Source organism: Geobacter grbiciae, from assembly GCF_018531165.1.
Taxonomy (GTDB): domain Bacteria; phylum Desulfobacterota; class Desulfuromonadia; order Geobacterales; family Geobacteraceae; genus Geobacter; species Geobacter metallireducens.
The window spans coordinates 19,898-33,271 of sequence record NZ_JAHDIW010000007.1 but is presented as its reverse complement, the minus strand read 5'-3'; the positions used below and the strand labels follow the sequence as shown (position 1 = coordinate 33,271).

The following is a 13,374-nucleotide window of genomic DNA, read 5'->3' as shown; positions in this document are numbered from 1 at the left end:
TCTCACGCTTTGGAACTCACTCCCGCCACGGAGGGAGGGTGAGAGGCAACGGTTCACGGTCGGCCTCACCCTTCACCTTGTCGATCTGCATGGTGACACCCTTCTGTTTCGCGTAGACCTCCATGCGGTACTGGCCGCCAAAGGAGCCCCGCCCCGCGCGGAGCTCGCCATCCATCCCGAGCATGTTCATTAGGAGCCGATAGGGGATGTGTATGACGGAATCCTTCACGTAGGGGGTCTCGAAAGCAATGTGGTAGAGCCACTCCGCCCCGTCACCCAGGAAGACGCAGGCCACGGCGAAGTTATCGAAATCTACGATGGGCGCCGGCTTGGTAAAGGCCCGCTTCCAGAGATCCTCCCACTGGGCGCGGTCGTCCACCACCGTGATGAACGGCTCCTTCATGGCGGCGTCGTACCCTGTCCAGGACATGCCGGCATAGTCCCGCCCGGCGCCCGCTTTTTCCAGAAGCTCCAGCATCTTCCGGTCGCCCCGCTCCGCCGCCAGGCGCCAAGCCGTTTTCCCGTCCCTGTTCGTGAGGGTGACGTCAGCCCCCTTGGCCAGCAGGACCTGGGCCACGGCCGTGTTTCCCTGCCCCGCCGCCATCAGCAGGGCGCTCATCCCCTTGTCGTCCCGGGCGTTGATGTCGGCGCCGTGCTCCAGGAGATGGCGCACCACCTCGGGGTTGGCGTCGGACCAGTTCCCCGCCTCCAGGATGAGGGGGGTCTTCTGGTAGTAATCCCGAGCGTTCGGGTCGGCCCCCTTCTTCACCAGAAGCTTAACCATCTCCAGATCGGCCTTGGGAAGGGCCGTGAGGAGCCCATGGGTCACATCGGCCCCTTGGTCGATAAGCCGGGAGGCGAGGGAAATGTTACGTGCCTTGATGGCCGCCTGCAAATCGTCGGCACGCACGGTTGCGCCCCGCTCCAAGAGCAGGCGGACGATCCCGTCATGCCCTCCGGCAATGGCGATGGTCAGCGCCGCCTCGGAATCCTTCCCCAGGATGTTGACATCGGCCCCCCTGGCAAGGAGGGCCTTGACCGTTGTCATATCCCCTTTCTCGCAGGCCTGCATGAGAGGGGTCTTCCCGTCGCCGTCAACGGCATTGACTGCCGCCCCTTTGGCGATGAGGAGTCCGGCCATCTCCGGCGGACCGTCCTTGATGGCCATGGTCAGCAGCGGGGTGCCGTCAATGGTGATGTCGGGGTTCGCTCCCTTGTCCAGCAGGAGCCTGGTGATCTCCGGATGCTTGTTCATGGCCGCGAAGACCAGGGCCGTCCGCCCCATGCTGAGGGCGTTCACGTCGGCCCCCTTCGCCAGCAGAGCCTTGACGGCCTCGCCGTGGCCGGTGCTTGCCGCAAACATGAGGGGGGTGAAATCAGTGCCGTTTTTGGCGTCAATCAGCGCCCCCCTCTTCAGGAGGAGATCAACCATATCGGCCCGCCCCATGCTCGCGGCCTGCATGAGGGCCGTGCTCCCGTTGCCGAAGCGCCCGTTGACGTCGGCACCCTTGTCGAGGACCGCGACTACGTCAGCCGCGTTACCTCTCTTGACGGCGTCGGAAAGAAGGGTATTCGCCCCGAGAATGGCCAGGTCGGACCGCTTCGGATCCTTGAGAAGCTGCGACAGGTAGTCGAGCTTCAACTCCTGGGCCAGGGTAATCGCGGTGTCGCCATCCTTATCCTTTGCGGCGGGATCGGCCCCCTTCCGGAGGAGCGGCCAGACCAGCCTGGCATCCGCGTGCCGCACGGCCCAGATGAGCGCGGTACGGCCGTATTCGCCCGCGGCATTCACCTCGGCGCCATGGTTCAGGAGAGCTTCCAGGGTTTCCCGCGGGTCTCCTTCCGGCCCCCTGTGGAAAAACGCTCCCCTCATGGCAAGAATCAGGGGGGTATCCCCCTTTTTCGTCCAGGCGTTGACATCGGCCCCTTTTCCCAGGAGATAGGCGACGACCTTCGCGTGTCCCTGCTCGGCGGCATGGAGCAGGGGGGTTTGCTCAAACGCCCCTTTCGCGTCAACCTTCGCGCCGCTTTCCACCAGCAGCCGGACCACCTCCAGACAACCGTTTTCGGCGGCCAGCGACAGGGGAGTACTGTCGTTGCGGTCTTTCCGGTCGCGATACGCGGGATTGGCGGCCCATGTGCGCGCCGATGCCAGATCGCATTCCTTGGCGGCCGCGTGGAGGGGGGTGTGGTCCATGTCCGGCGGCGGCAGCATGGTCAGGGCAAAGGCCGGGGCCGCCATGAGCAGCGTTGCGAGCAGAAGGGGGCCATTCATCCGTATAGTCATGCTGATCCTTCCTTTCCCATGACGGCGACAGGTTCCCGTGGGGGGATGCCATTCATTTCAGCCATCAGCGCCTGCCGGTGCGCGCGCTTCACCTCGCTGGGGGAGGCGTCGAGGGCCGCCAGAGCCATTTCGTAATTAAGCCGCACCGCATCGGCATTACGGTGCAGGCCGTGGATCCGCGCACTGTTCCAGTAGACAAAGGGGTTGTCCCGGAAGATGCGGGAGGATTCCCCGAAGCTGTCAAGGGCCTCCCGGTACTCCCCCAGATGGAACTGCTTGAGCCCCCTGGCGAACACCTTGTCCGCCAGGGACTTCAGGAGCGGTTCGGAGAACACCGTCACCGGCCTCCCCTCGCCCCTCGGCAACTCCACGGTTTTACCGGCAAGCACGGCCGAAATGATGGCAATGCCGTCCCGGAGGGTTCCCCGATAGGCGGCCCCCTGCCGGCCGGCCCCCTCGGGCCGGGCCTTCAGCATGGCCAGGAGAGCCCCCTGGAACCGGCTCTCTGCCAGACGGGCGGCAACGGCGCGGCATTTTCCGGCATTGGCATCACTCTTCCCCTTGAGGGTGAAATACTCACGGACGATCTCCGCGCTGTACACGGTAAGCCCCATGGTCTCGGCGGCGTCCCGCCGGAAGGCATCGGCAAGGCGCGTCAGCAGCTCCTCCTGCCCGGCCATGACAAGTTCGTCTTCGAAGGCGGGAATTTCCTGCATCACGAGCCGCTTCCTCAGTTCGGCCATGAACTCGTGCTGTTTCCGGTCGGCCGGCTTTCGCAGGATCAGCCGCAGGGAGGGCCGGTTATCCTGATAGAGGAAGGATTCATGGTGCATGAGGGCGAACCCGGCCTCGGCAACCAGCTCCCGCAGCAGTTCCAGGGGGAAGCAGAACCGGTGCTGCATGCCGGCAGTTTCGGCGCCGTAGAGCCATGTCAGGGCGTCCTCCCGGGCTGTCCGGTCTCCGGCCAGGAAAATCTCGAAGGAGCGCTCCAGATGGGGCGTTTCAAGGCGGAGCGTCCCACTCGGCCGCAGCACCCGGAAACACTCGGCAAGGAAGTACTTCCCCTTGAAAAACCCGAGGTGTTCCATAAGCTGCGACGCCACGATCTCGTCAACGGAGGCTGTGTCCAGGCACAGGTCATGGGCCTCCATGATGGCGTCGGCGACAGAATCGCCGCTGACGTCGATGTTCAGGTGCCCTTTCAGGTAGGTATGGCCGCAGCCGATGTTCAGTTTCATGGTCTATCGATGACCGAGAAACGAGTCGCTCAGCCTTTTTTCATTCCCCCGGGCGCCGAGGGCCGCGAGCCTCCCGCGCGCCTTCAGCAGGAGCCGGTACCAGGGGTTGCGCAGCTCCTTCTCGAAAATCCGCATCTCGATCCGGTGGAAGCAGTAGGGATCGTTGTGGAATCCCCCGGTCTTCATGAGGGACATCTCGTTGCATCCCCCCTTGCACGTGGCCAGGTGCGGGCAGCCGCGGCAGTTCTCCCCGGCGTCATCGGCGGTAAAGCCGCGCGAATAGGGGAAAGCCCCGGCGCTCCGCCAGAGATCGCGGACCGACGTCTCCCGCACATTGCCGGCAATGGTGCTGTCGTCCATGGAGAGACACCCCTTGATGTTGCCGTTGCTCTGGATGCCGATGACCGACACCCCGGCCTGGCACCCCGTCCACTCACCGGTCAACGAGATGCTGTCCAGCATCAGGGAGTGGTAGCCCATGTCATGGGCGCCGATGACCGGCATCGCGTGGATCGGGTACGTTTTTCGGGTGGAGGCGATGAAGAGCCCCACGGAATAGAACTCTTCCTCGTCCAGGAGCAGTTCCCGGGGGAATCTCTTTCCCTCGGCCCCGGCCACCTGGATCTGCCACGCGATGTTTTTCCTCAGCAACTGCTCCCGCAGTGCCGTAAGTTCCGTCAGGTTCATCCTGTGGACCGTGGTGATGACGCTCACCGGCAGTCCCGCCTCCCCTGCCGCCCGGATGAAATCCCAGGTTTCCCGGAAGGCGCCGCTCCGCCCCCGGATATGGTCGTGGATGGCGGGGGTTGCCGCGTCAAGGCTCACGGCAACGGCGCGGGGGTCCAGTTCCCTGAGCCGCGCGAACGTCTCGGGGTCATGGATCGTCCCGTTGGTTATGACGGAGAGCTCCATGTCGAGCTTCCTGATGAGGCCGGCGATCTGCCAGAAATCCTTCCTCAGGAGCGGTTCGCCCCCCATGAGGGCAACGCCGAGGCAGCCGGCCCGTTTCAGATCATGGCACAGGGCCACGGCCTCGTCGGTCGTCAGCTCGTCGGTCCTCCTGCTCCCCGCGCTCGACCCGCAGTGGATGCAATTCAGGTTACAGGCCAGGGTAAACTCCCAGACCGCGCATTCTAGAGTGCAGGCGCCGCTCACGAGCCGCCCTGTCATCAGGAGAGGCGCCGGAAATCCCGGACGCTCACGGTGTAGTACTTGGTGCCGCAGGGATAACCGGGGAAGGGACCGCCACAGTCGTCATCGGGAATCACCGGCTCCGCCTGCTGGGCGAGGCACTCCTGTGCGCACTCCTCCCTGGTATCGAAGGGAACCACACCTTCGCATCCCCCGTAGACGAACTCCTTGCACTCGTTGGTCTTCGGGTCGAAATAGTATTCCCAGAACAGGGCCTTGCAGGGACCGCCGTCCGGCTTGAGGCGGCACTTCTCCGGCAGCGGCTCCTTGGCCTGGGATTTTACGTGATCTTGAAGAGGAACCGTGGCATCAGCCTGGGCCGAACCAGTAAAGGCGGAAATGATCAATGCCATAAGCCCCGACATGCCGATCCTGACGAAGCTCCTGATCTCGCCTTCTCCAAGCCCCGCCTTTTTCCCGATACGGGCAATCTTTTTGTTCATCGTCTCACCCCCCACATGCTGTTCATAATTTTCCGTCGGCCAGGTCATATGATCCTGTATTTCTTTTCGGTCCGCGCAATTTTTTCTTGACCGGATTCTACGGTTTTGTCCATCGATCAGTGCTTCCGGCCCTAATCCTTGAAGAGTAATGTTGCCTTCACGACCCGTTCCCCATCATGCTCGATCTCACAGACATACCGCCCCATGACACCGCTGGCTGTGACCAGGGCCTTGGTGGGGGAAGTGCTGTCAAAAAACCGGAAACCGCTTTGCAGCGCCTTCTCTTTCGCGGCAACCAGCGAAGTGCCGGCAACCGTCTCGCGGCAGTAGCCAACCAGTTTCTTCTTGGTCCGGTAGCCGTCTGCCACGCCGACTAGAAACGTCACAGCAATAACAGCCAGAACCAGCTTGAAAATTTTCTTAACCATACCTCCTCCTTTGCAGTTATTGCGGGAACCCCACATCCATGGAGCGCGTCCCATCCACATAAGCGCCGTTGGTAGCTGAGGAATTTTTGACTTGATCTGTCAGAACGGAGTTGGATAAACGGGATGATGCACAGGGAGGCTGAAGAGTTGGACGGAGCGGGCCGGCACTGTTCGGGAAGGTTATCGGTTGATTGAGCAAAAGAGAGGGAAATACGGAAACTGGAGGGGAAAATGGGGCGAGCCAGCGGGTAACCATGGGTACCACCTCGTCTTTGATCTGATTTCAAAGACGCTGCAAAAACAGTACCTTGTTTAGTCATCCCGCCGTGGCAACCAGGAGGGGAATACAGATCACTTACGTTTGATCCGAAAGACCGAGGTAAACGTGGCAGTCTTCACCCCTTTTTCGTCAAAGACCTCCGCCACCCCCCTGATGGTCCGCTCGTCTTCCCTGATGGCCTCGGCCCTGGCCGTGACCGTTCCCCCGTGGATGGGGGCATGGAATTTCAGATTGAGCTCGGTGGTCACGAAGTGGCTCCCTTCGTGGAGCATGCTCTTGATGGCCATGGCCACTGCCGTATCGGCCAGGGCGGTGACGGCGCCGCCGTGCATGAGCCCCTTTCCCTGGGCGTGTTTCACCTGGAACGGCATGGTGAGGCGCGCCTTCCCCCCCTCGGCCTCCTCGATAGTCATCCCCAGGTATTCCTCGAAGGGGGCACAGGCGATCCACTCGGGAAGCTCGAAGGGGAGCGCCACATCCTCTCCCATGGGTTCGTCGTAGAGATGCTCGTACATGGTCTTTCCTCTCTCCGTTAGGGCCTTACTTGAGCAGTTGGGCCTTCACGGCCTCGTCGATGAAGCTCTCCTCGATGGCCTCCCGGACCCAGGCTTCCTTGCTCTTTGCCAGCACCCGGGCAACCCCCTCGGCCACGGCAGGGACCGGACTCCAGAGAGCATTGCGGATCTCACGCAGTTCGTGGAGGTCTCCCCGGCGCCCGTCGGCCATCTCGCGGCAGCGGCCGCAGAGAAGGGCCAGGGTCTCCTCTGACGGCTCTTCATCCGGGCGGTAGTCCCAGGGGCGAAGGTCTTCCTTCCCCTCGCACCACTCGCAGGCAAACCCCGCCCGTTTGGCCAGGGCCTTCCCCAGCGCGCCTACCTGCTCCTGCCGCTCCCTGTTGGCCTGATACCCTTTTGCCATCGTTCCTGTTCCTATCCCTTCTTGGCCGGCATTTTCTTCCCCAAGAGCGCCATGACCTGCTTCATGTCATCCCACACCTCCCGCTTGCGTTCGGGGTAGCGCACGAGGAACGCCGGATGGAACGTGGGCATGAGGGGAATGCCGTGGTAGTCGTGGAACCGCCCCCGGAGGGCGGAGATCGGCTCCTTGGTGGCCAGGAGGGTCTGGGCCGCAAAGGTACCCAGCGCCACCACGGCCTCGGGACCGATGGCCCGCACCTGCCGGAGCATGAAGGGGGCGCACTGGACGATCTCGTCGTGGTGGGGGTTGCGGTTCCCCGGCGGGCGGCACTTGAGCACGTTGCAGATGTAGACCTCGTCCCGCGCAAACCCCATTGCCTGGATGATCTTCGTGAGGAGCTGCCCCGCCTCCCCCACGAAGGGCTCCCCCTTGAGGTCCTCGTCCCTGCCCGGGGCCTCGCCGATGAAGACGAGACGGGCCCGGGGATTGCCGACCCCGAAGACGAGGTTCGTGCGCTGTTTTCCCAACTGGCAGCGGACGCACTCCCCGAGATCGCGGCGGATATCGTCCAGGGTCTCGCCGGCGGTCGCCGCTTGCGGCTCGGCAACGGGCGCTGACGAAGCAGGAACTGAAGCGGGAGCGACAGCCTCCGGCGGCGGTACCGGTTGCTCTTCCCGCGACGCCGCGGCCCGGGGAATCTCGTCCACGCCGGTCTCCTTCAGCTCCTCCAGGTAGCGCCTGAGGGAAGCGATCGTCTCCCCGTCAACGCCCATGGTGGCAAATTCCTTTACATTTTTCCGACGGTTTCATACCATGATTCCCATGCCTATCCTGCCGATATTTCTGCTCATCATCCTCTTCGTACCCGCCAATGCCTTTGCCTGGGGTGCCGGCATCCACCTCCAGCTCGGCACTGCCGTCATCAACAACCTCCAGGCCGTGAGCCCCGCCGTAGCGGCCGTCGTCGGCGCCTTCCCCCACGATTTCCTCTACGGCTGCATCGCGGCGGACATCACCCTGGGCAAGAAGTTCACCCACTACCTCCAGCACTGCCACCGCTGGCGGATCGGGATGAAGGTCCTGGAGTACGCCTGGAACCCGCCCCAGAAGGCCTGCGCCTACGGCTACCTCGCGCACCTGGCCGCCGATACCGTGGCCCACAACTACTACGTCCCCGCCAAGACCATGGAGAGTTTCTCAACCCTCACCCTGAAGCACGCCTACTGGGAGATGCGTCTGGAGACCTATGTGGACCAGGAGATATGGGAGACGGGGAAGAAGGTCGCCACGGAGAACTACAAGGCCAACGACGCGCTTTTGCGGAACGTCCTCTCGGACACCCTCTTCTCCTTCGGCACCAACAAGCGGATCTTCAACTCCATCCTCCTGGTGAGCCGCCTGGAAAAGTGGCAGCAGGTGCTCAAGACCCTCTCCGACACCTCCCGGTACACCCTGGAGGAGGACGATCGGAGCGAGTACCTGGACCTGGCCGAGGAGGCGGTGTTCGATTTCCTGAACCGGCTGGAGGAGTCCCGCTACTTCCAGGCCGATCCCACGGGGGAGCGGGCACTGGCCACCGCCGAGGCGGTCAGGAAGAACCTCCGGCTCCTCTACAACGCCGGCAAGATCACCAAGGAGGATGCCGTCGCCCAGGTGGACTCTATGCGAATCCGACTTCGGGAAGCCATCTGTGAGCCGGACAAGCTCCTCCAGATCATGTCCAGGGGATAGCCCCTACTCCTCCCCCCGCATTCCCTGCTTCCGCAGCCCGGCCGCCCGGTCGAGGATAATCGTCGCCATCTCATCCTTCCCCATGAGGGGGAGTTCCTCGACATGGCCATCCCGGTGGAGGAGCTTGGCGATGTTGGTATCCACGTTGAAACCGGCCCCTGGCTGGCCGATGTCGTTGGCCACCACCAGGTCCAGGTTCTTGCCGGTCAGCTTCTTCCGGGCATTCTCCACCAAATCGTTGGTTTCGGCGGCAAATCCCACCAGAACCCGATCCCCCTTCACCCGCCCCACTTCCGCCAGGATGTCGGGGTTTTTCTCCAGCTCCAGCACCATGGCATCGGCTGACTTCTTGATCTTCCCCGCGGCCCGACTCTTTGGGCAGTAGTCGGCCACGGCCGCCGCCTTGACGATGACGGTGCTCGCCGCGACCCGCTCCATGACCGCGTCGCGCATCTCGGCGGCGGAGCAGACATGGACCGTCTCGATCCCCCAGGGGTCGTCGAGGCAGGTGGGTCCGGCCACGAGAACCACCTCGGCCCCGCGGCGCCGGGCGGCCCGGGCAATGGCATATCCCATCTTTCCCGACGAGTGGTTGCTGATGAAGCGGACCGGGTCGATCTCCTCAAGGGTCGGGCCGGCGGTCACGAGAACCCGCTCACCAGCCAGGTCCTGCCGCGTGAGGGCGCAGACCGCCTCCTCCATGATGATGGCCGGGTCCTGGAGCTTACCCTCCCCCTCCCAGCCGCAGGCGAGCATCCCCTTGACCGGAGCCACGAAGCGGTAGCCGTGGCGACGGAGCTTCTCCTCGTTTTCACGGTAGATGGGATTGGTGCACATGTTCACGTTCATGGCCGGGGCAATGAGGACCGGCGCCCTGGTGGCCATGACGGTGGTGGTGAGCATGTCATCGGCGATGCCGCCCGCGATCTTGCCGATGACGTTGGCCGTGGCCGGGGCGATGATGAAGAGATCGGCCCGGTCGGCCAGGGCGATATGGCCGATCTCCCGCTCGGCGATCAGGTTGAAAATCTCCGTGTGAACCGGGTTCGCGGTGAGGGTCTGGAAGGTGAGGGGCCCCACGAATTCCGTGGCCGAACGGGTCATGATGACGTGGACGTCGGCCCCCGCCTTGGTCAGGAGCCGCACGAGCTCCACCGCCTTGTAGACGGCGATGCCGCCGGTAACGCCGAGGATGATCTGCTTGCCGTTGAGCATGGATGGTCTCCTACCCGTTCAGGTACGGATTGTACAGCTTCTCCCGCCCGATGGAGCTCGACTCGCCGTGCCCCGGGAAGACCTGGGTCTCGTCGGGGAGGGGGAGGAGCTTCGTGCGGATGGAGGTTATGAGGGCCTCGTGGGAGGAGCCGGGGAAATCGGTCCGTCCCACCGACTCGGCAAAGAGAGTGTCCCCGGTGATGACCTTACCCTCCCCTTCCAGGTAGAGACAGCATCCCCCCGGCGTGTGACCCGGCGTGTGGAAGACCTTCATGGCGCATTTGCCGAAGGTGATTGTCATCCCGTCCTCAAGAAGCTCGTCCGGCTGGGGGGAGTTCTCGGTGGAAAGTCCGTAGTTGGCCGCCACGTCCGCGGCCCGGGAGAGGAAGTGGACGTCATCCCGATGGATCATGAGCCGGCCACCGGTGGCCTCCAGGACCGCCTTGTTCCCCCCTATATGGTCGAAGTGGCCGTGGGTGTTGATGACCGTACGGATGGTGAGGCCGAGAGCCCGGACCCGGTCGAGGATGCGGCCCGCATCGGCGCCGGGGTCCACCACCACCCCTTCTTTGGTCTCCTCGCAGCCGAGGATGAAACAGTTGACCCCCAGGGGGCCGACGACAACGATGTCGAAGATCATAGTGTATCTCCCGCACGCAAATCAGTAATTGGAATAACACAGAGCAACAGAGCAACAGAGAAATCAATACATCAACCCATTTTGGACCTGACTTTAGAAAACTTGTTTCAAAAACGGTATTAAAGGAATTCGTCTCTCGAATTTTACTCAGTTGCTCAGTTGCTCTGTGTTTCAAATGCTTTTGCTGCAACTATTGCTATTGGTTGAACAGATCGAGATTCTTCCCCTGGAGCTGCTCGAAGGGGTTGTTGTGGAACCCTTTTTTCTTCTGCTCCTCCCGCCGGGGGTGCGGTGCTGGTGCCGCCGGCGACTCAGGCGCCGTTGCCGGTTGCTGGGCCGGCGGCTCGGGGGCGGCTCCTTCGGCTTCAGCCTCGGCTGCCTCGTCGTACTCTTCCCCGTTGCTGTAATTCTCCTTGTAAAAGTAGCGGTCGTAGAGGCGGTGGTAGGAACTCCAGCGACTCTGACTCTCGGCTTCCTTCCGGATGTGGGTCCGGATGCCGTTGATCTTGGAGTCCAGGTCGTCAAGGTAGTTGAGGATCGTGGCCTCTACGGTCTTGGGGCGCTTGGGTGAGCCGTACTCGTACTGGCCGTGGTGGGAGAGGAGCATGTGCTTGAGGAGCATGGCCAGCTCCGTGGGGAAACCGGGGATGGCGGCGATCCGCTCCTGCACCATCTCAACGCCGATGGTGATGTGCCCCAGGAGCTTCCCCTCGTCGGTGTAGTCGAAGGAGCGCTGGTAGGTCATCTCCCGCACCTTCCCCACGTCGTGGAGGAGCGCGCCGGCCACGAGGAGGTCGCGGTTGAGCCCCCCGTAGAGGGGGATGATGGTGTCCACGAGGCGTGCCACCGCCAGGGAATGCTCCAGGAGCCCCCCCAGGTAGACGTGGTGCATCCCCTTGGCCGCCGGCGCGATCCGGTAGAGGGCCATGAGCTCGGCATCACCGAAAAAAGCATCCATGAGGGATTTCAGGTGCGGATCGGTGAAGCTCGACAGCAACAGGGCAAGCTCTTGCTCCATCTCGGCCACAGGGCGGTCCGATTCGGGAAGAAAGTCGGCCAGCTGCACCCGATCGTCTGGCACCCGCACCAGCTCGGAGATGATGAGCTGCATCTTCCCCAGGTAGACGCTGGCCTTGCAACGGATGGCAATGAAGTCGTCCCGGTCGAAGATGGCGGAGAGTTCGTCCACGTTGTCCCAGACCCGCCCCTCGATCTCGCCGGTCTTGTCCATGAGCTTCAGCGTCATGTACGGCTTGCCGTTCTTGGCCATGGCCATGATCTTGTCTTTTACGAGAAAGACCGACTCCAGCTGGTCCCGGTCCTTGATGCTGCTCACGTACACTTTGTTCAAATCGCGCTCCTTGTCTCGGCGGTTATCTTCCCTGCAATGATGTCGGCCACCCGGATGCCGTCCAAGGCGGCGCTCATGATTCCCCCGGCGTAGCCGGCTCCTTCACCCGTGGGATAGAGCCCTTGCAGGCTCACCGACTGGCAGTTCTCTCCCCGCACGATCCGCACCGGCGCCGAGGTCCGGGTCTCAACGCCGGTGAGGGTCGCCTCGGCAGTGACAAAGCCCCGCATCCTCCGGTCGAAGGTTGGCAGTGCCTCCCGCAGGGTCCCGGTCACGGCAGCGGGAAGGACCCGGGAGAGGTCGGTTTCCGTTACCCCGGGGCGGTACGTGGAGGATACCCCCTTCCCCCCCTTCATGCCAAGGAAGGAGAGGAGATTCTGGGCCGGGGCACGGTATCCTCCGCCACCGGCCTCAAAGGCCCGCTGCTCCCAATGCCGCTGGAACTCTACCCCTGCCAGGGGAGAGGTGGAGCCGAAGTCATCGGGCCCCACGGTGACCACCAGGGCGCTGTTGGCAAAGGGGGTATTGCGCAGGTGGGCGCTCATGCCGTTGGTGACGACGCCCCCCTCTTCGGAGCTTCCCGCCACGACCACGCCGCCGGGGCACATGCAGAATGAGTACGCCGAGCGGCCGGTGCGCCGGTCGTTATGGGCCAAGGCATAGTCCGCCGGGGTCAGGGCCGGGTGATGCCCCTTGCCGTACTGGATCCCGTTGATGAGCTTCTGGGGATGCTCCACCCGCACCCCCATGGCAAAGGGCTTCGCCTGGAGGTGAACTCCCCGGCGGGCAAGCATTTCGTAAGTATCGCGGGCACTGTGGCCAGGCGCGAGAACGAGAGCATCGGCGGCAATCTCGTCGGTGCCGTTCACGATCACCGCGCCGACCCGCCCTTCCCGGGAGACGATGTCGGTCACCCTGCTCCGGAAACGGATGTCACACCCGGCGGCCAGGAGCCCCTGCCTGATGCCCGCCACCACCCGCCGCAGCTGATCGGTCCCCACGTGGGGCTTGGCCAGATGCAGGATCTCCGGCGACGCGCCGAAGTCTACGAACTTTTGGAGGACGTAGCCGATCCGGGAGTCGTTCACCCGGGTGGTAAGCTTCCCGTCGGAGAAGGTGCCGGCCCCCCCCTCGCCGAACTGGACGTTGCTCTCCGTATCGAGCTGGCCCAGGCTCCAGAAGGCCTGCACGTCCCGGGTCCGCTCCTCCACCGGCCGTCCCCGCTCCAGGATGGTGGGGGCAAGGCCGTACTCGGCGAGCCGAAGGGCCGCAAAAAGCCCCGCCGGCCCCATGCCGACAATGACGATCCGCCCTCCCCCGGCAAGCCGCGGGAAGACCGGCTGCGGCTCCTCTTTCACGGCCTTCACGTCAGGATCATGGCCATGCCGCACGAGGAACCCCGCCTCATCGAGCAGCCGGCACTGGACGGTGCAGACGATGATTACGCGGGGCTTGCGTCGGGCGTCGATGCTCTTGCGGACCAGATGCAACGACTGGATATCCCGCTCCGGCACCCCGAAGCGCTCGGCAACCCGCGTACCCAGAACGTCGTCCCCCTCTCCGGGGGCGAGGACAATGTTTCGTATCAGAATCGGCATCGTATTAATTCGTCAAAAGCCCTGAAAAACAGGGCGCCATCATACAAAATCGGG

13 protein-coding genes are annotated in these 13,374 nt (G+C 63.3%); 1 reads left to right on the top strand and 12 read right to left on the bottom strand.

Features of this window, described 5'->3' with window-relative positions; translation table 11 throughout:
* Window positions 1-16: 16 nt before the first annotated feature.
* From KJB29_RS10130 to KJB29_RS10095, 8 genes are all read right to left on the bottom strand, one after another.
* The gene (locus tag KJB29_RS10130) at window positions 17-2,287 is read right to left on the bottom strand and encodes an ankyrin repeat domain-containing protein (RefSeq protein ID WP_215734472.1); all 2,271 of its coding nucleotides are present in this window, start codon (window positions 2,285-2,287) and stop codon (window positions 17-19) included.
* Window positions 2,284-3,525 (bottom strand): class I SAM-dependent methyltransferase, encoded by a 1,242-nt coding sequence (locus tag KJB29_RS10125; RefSeq protein ID WP_215734471.1) that lies wholly within the window; start codon window positions 3,523-3,525, stop codon window positions 2,284-2,286. Before KJB29_RS10125 ends, KJB29_RS10130 begins: the two co-directional genes overlap by 4 nt.
* A gap of 3 nt (window positions 3,526-3,528) precedes the next feature.
* On the bottom strand, window positions 3,529-4,695 hold the full coding sequence (locus KJB29_RS10120) for a radical SAM/SPASM domain-containing protein (RefSeq protein ID WP_246561111.1): 1,167 nt from the start codon (window positions 4,693-4,695) through the stop codon (window positions 3,529-3,531).
* The gene (locus KJB29_RS10115; protein WP_246561109.1) at window positions 4,695-5,159 is read right to left on the bottom strand and encodes a BPTI/Kunitz-type proteinase inhibitor domain-containing protein; all 465 of its coding nucleotides are present in this window, start codon (window positions 5,157-5,159) and stop codon (window positions 4,695-4,697) included. The genes KJB29_RS10120 and KJB29_RS10115 overlap by 1 nt, the downstream gene beginning before the upstream one ends.
* A 131-nt stretch (window positions 5,160-5,290) precedes the next feature.
* Window positions 5,291-5,587, bottom strand: a complete 297-nt coding sequence (locus KJB29_RS10110) for a hypothetical protein (RefSeq protein ID WP_215734470.1) — start codon at window positions 5,585-5,587, stop codon at window positions 5,291-5,293.
* 351 nt (window positions 5,588-5,938) lie between these two features.
* On the bottom strand, window positions 5,939-6,382 hold the full coding sequence (locus KJB29_RS10105; RefSeq protein WP_215734469.1) for a PaaI family thioesterase: 444 nt from the start codon (window positions 6,380-6,382) through the stop codon (window positions 5,939-5,941).
* Between the two features lie 25 nt (window positions 6,383-6,407).
* Window positions 6,408-6,785 carry a hypothetical protein gene (locus KJB29_RS10100; RefSeq protein WP_215734468.1) on the bottom strand — a complete coding sequence of 126 codons (378 nt, stop codon included), beginning with the start codon at window positions 6,783-6,785 and terminating at the stop codon, window positions 6,408-6,410.
* Between the two features lie 11 nt (window positions 6,786-6,796).
* Window positions 6,797-7,558 carry a uracil-DNA glycosylase gene (locus KJB29_RS10095; RefSeq protein WP_215734467.1) on the bottom strand — a complete coding sequence of 254 codons (762 nt, stop codon included), beginning with the start codon at window positions 7,556-7,558 and terminating at the stop codon, window positions 6,797-6,799.
* Window positions 7,559-7,598: 40 nt separating this feature from the next.
* Here KJB29_RS10095 and KJB29_RS10090 point away from each other — a divergent pair, with 40 nt between their 5' ends.
* Entirely contained in the window at window positions 7,599-8,516 is a 918-nt protein-coding gene (locus tag KJB29_RS10090; RefSeq protein ID WP_215734466.1) for a zinc dependent phospholipase C family protein, read from the top strand.
* A gap of 3 nt (window positions 8,517-8,519) precedes the next feature.
* On the opposite strand, the gene coaBC is transcribed toward KJB29_RS10090, so the two are convergent.
* The 4 genes from coaBC to KJB29_RS10070 form a co-directional block, all read right to left on the bottom strand.
* Entirely contained in the window at window positions 8,520-9,731 is a 1,212-nt protein-coding gene (coaBC, locus tag KJB29_RS10085; protein ID WP_215734465.1) for a bifunctional phosphopantothenoylcysteine decarboxylase/phosphopantothenate--cysteine ligase CoaBC, read from the bottom strand.
* A gap of 10 nt (window positions 9,732-9,741) precedes the next feature.
* A complete protein-coding gene (locus KJB29_RS10080; protein ID WP_215734464.1) occupies window positions 9,742-10,371 on the bottom strand; it encodes an MBL fold metallo-hydrolase in 630 nt (209 codons plus the stop codon).
* A gap of 196 nt (window positions 10,372-10,567) precedes the next feature.
* Window positions 10,568-11,722 carry a 3'-5' exoribonuclease YhaM family protein gene (locus tag KJB29_RS10075; protein WP_215734463.1) on the bottom strand — a complete coding sequence of 385 codons (1,155 nt, stop codon included), beginning with the start codon at window positions 11,720-11,722 and terminating at the stop codon, window positions 10,568-10,570.
* Complete coding sequence (locus KJB29_RS10070; protein WP_215734462.1) at window positions 11,719-13,320, bottom strand: NAD(P)/FAD-dependent oxidoreductase; 1,602 nt, start codon at window positions 13,318-13,320, stop codon at window positions 11,719-11,721. Before KJB29_RS10070 ends, KJB29_RS10075 begins: the two co-directional genes overlap by 4 nt.
* Window positions 13,321-13,374 lie beyond the last annotated feature (54 nt).

Coding starts and splice junctions, on each gene's coding strand:
- coaBC (WP_215734465.1), bottom strand. CDS start 9,731: ATGCTCAACGGCAAGCAGATCATCCTCGGCGTTACCGGCGGCATCGCC.
- KJB29_RS10090 (WP_215734466.1), top strand. CDS start 7,599: ATGATTCCCATGCCTATCCTGCCGATATTTCTGCTCATCATCCTCTTC.
- KJB29_RS10080 (WP_215734464.1), bottom strand. CDS start 10,371: ATGATCTTCGACATCGTTGTCGTCGGCCCCCTGGGGGTCAACTGTTTC.
- KJB29_RS10100 (WP_215734468.1), bottom strand. CDS start 6,785: ATGGCAAAAGGGTATCAGGCCAACAGGGAGCGGCAGGAGCAGGTAGGC.
- KJB29_RS10115 (WP_246561109.1), bottom strand. CDS start 5,159: ATGAACAAAAAGATTGCCCGTATCGGGAAAAAGGCGGGGCTTGGAGAA.
- KJB29_RS10095 (WP_215734467.1), bottom strand. CDS start 7,558: ATGGGCGTTGACGGGGAGACGATCGCTTCCCTCAGGCGCTACCTGGAG.
- KJB29_RS10120 (WP_246561111.1), bottom strand. CDS start 4,695: ATGACAGGGCGGCTCGTGAGCGGCGCCTGCACTCTAGAATGCGCGGTC.
- KJB29_RS10125 (WP_215734471.1), bottom strand. CDS start 3,525: ATGAAACTGAACATCGGCTGCGGCCATACCTACCTGAAAGGGCACCTG.
- KJB29_RS10070 (WP_215734462.1), bottom strand. CDS start 13,320: ATGCCGATTCTGATACGAAACATTGTCCTCGCCCCCGGAGAGGGGGAC.
- KJB29_RS10130 (WP_215734472.1), bottom strand. CDS start 2,287: ATGACTATACGGATGAATGGCCCCCTTCTGCTCGCAACGCTGCTCATG.
- KJB29_RS10110 (WP_215734470.1), bottom strand. CDS start 5,587: ATGGTTAAGAAAATTTTCAAGCTGGTTCTGGCTGTTATTGCTGTGACG.
- KJB29_RS10105 (WP_215734469.1), bottom strand. CDS start 6,382: ATGTACGAGCATCTCTACGACGAACCCATGGGAGAGGATGTGGCGCTC.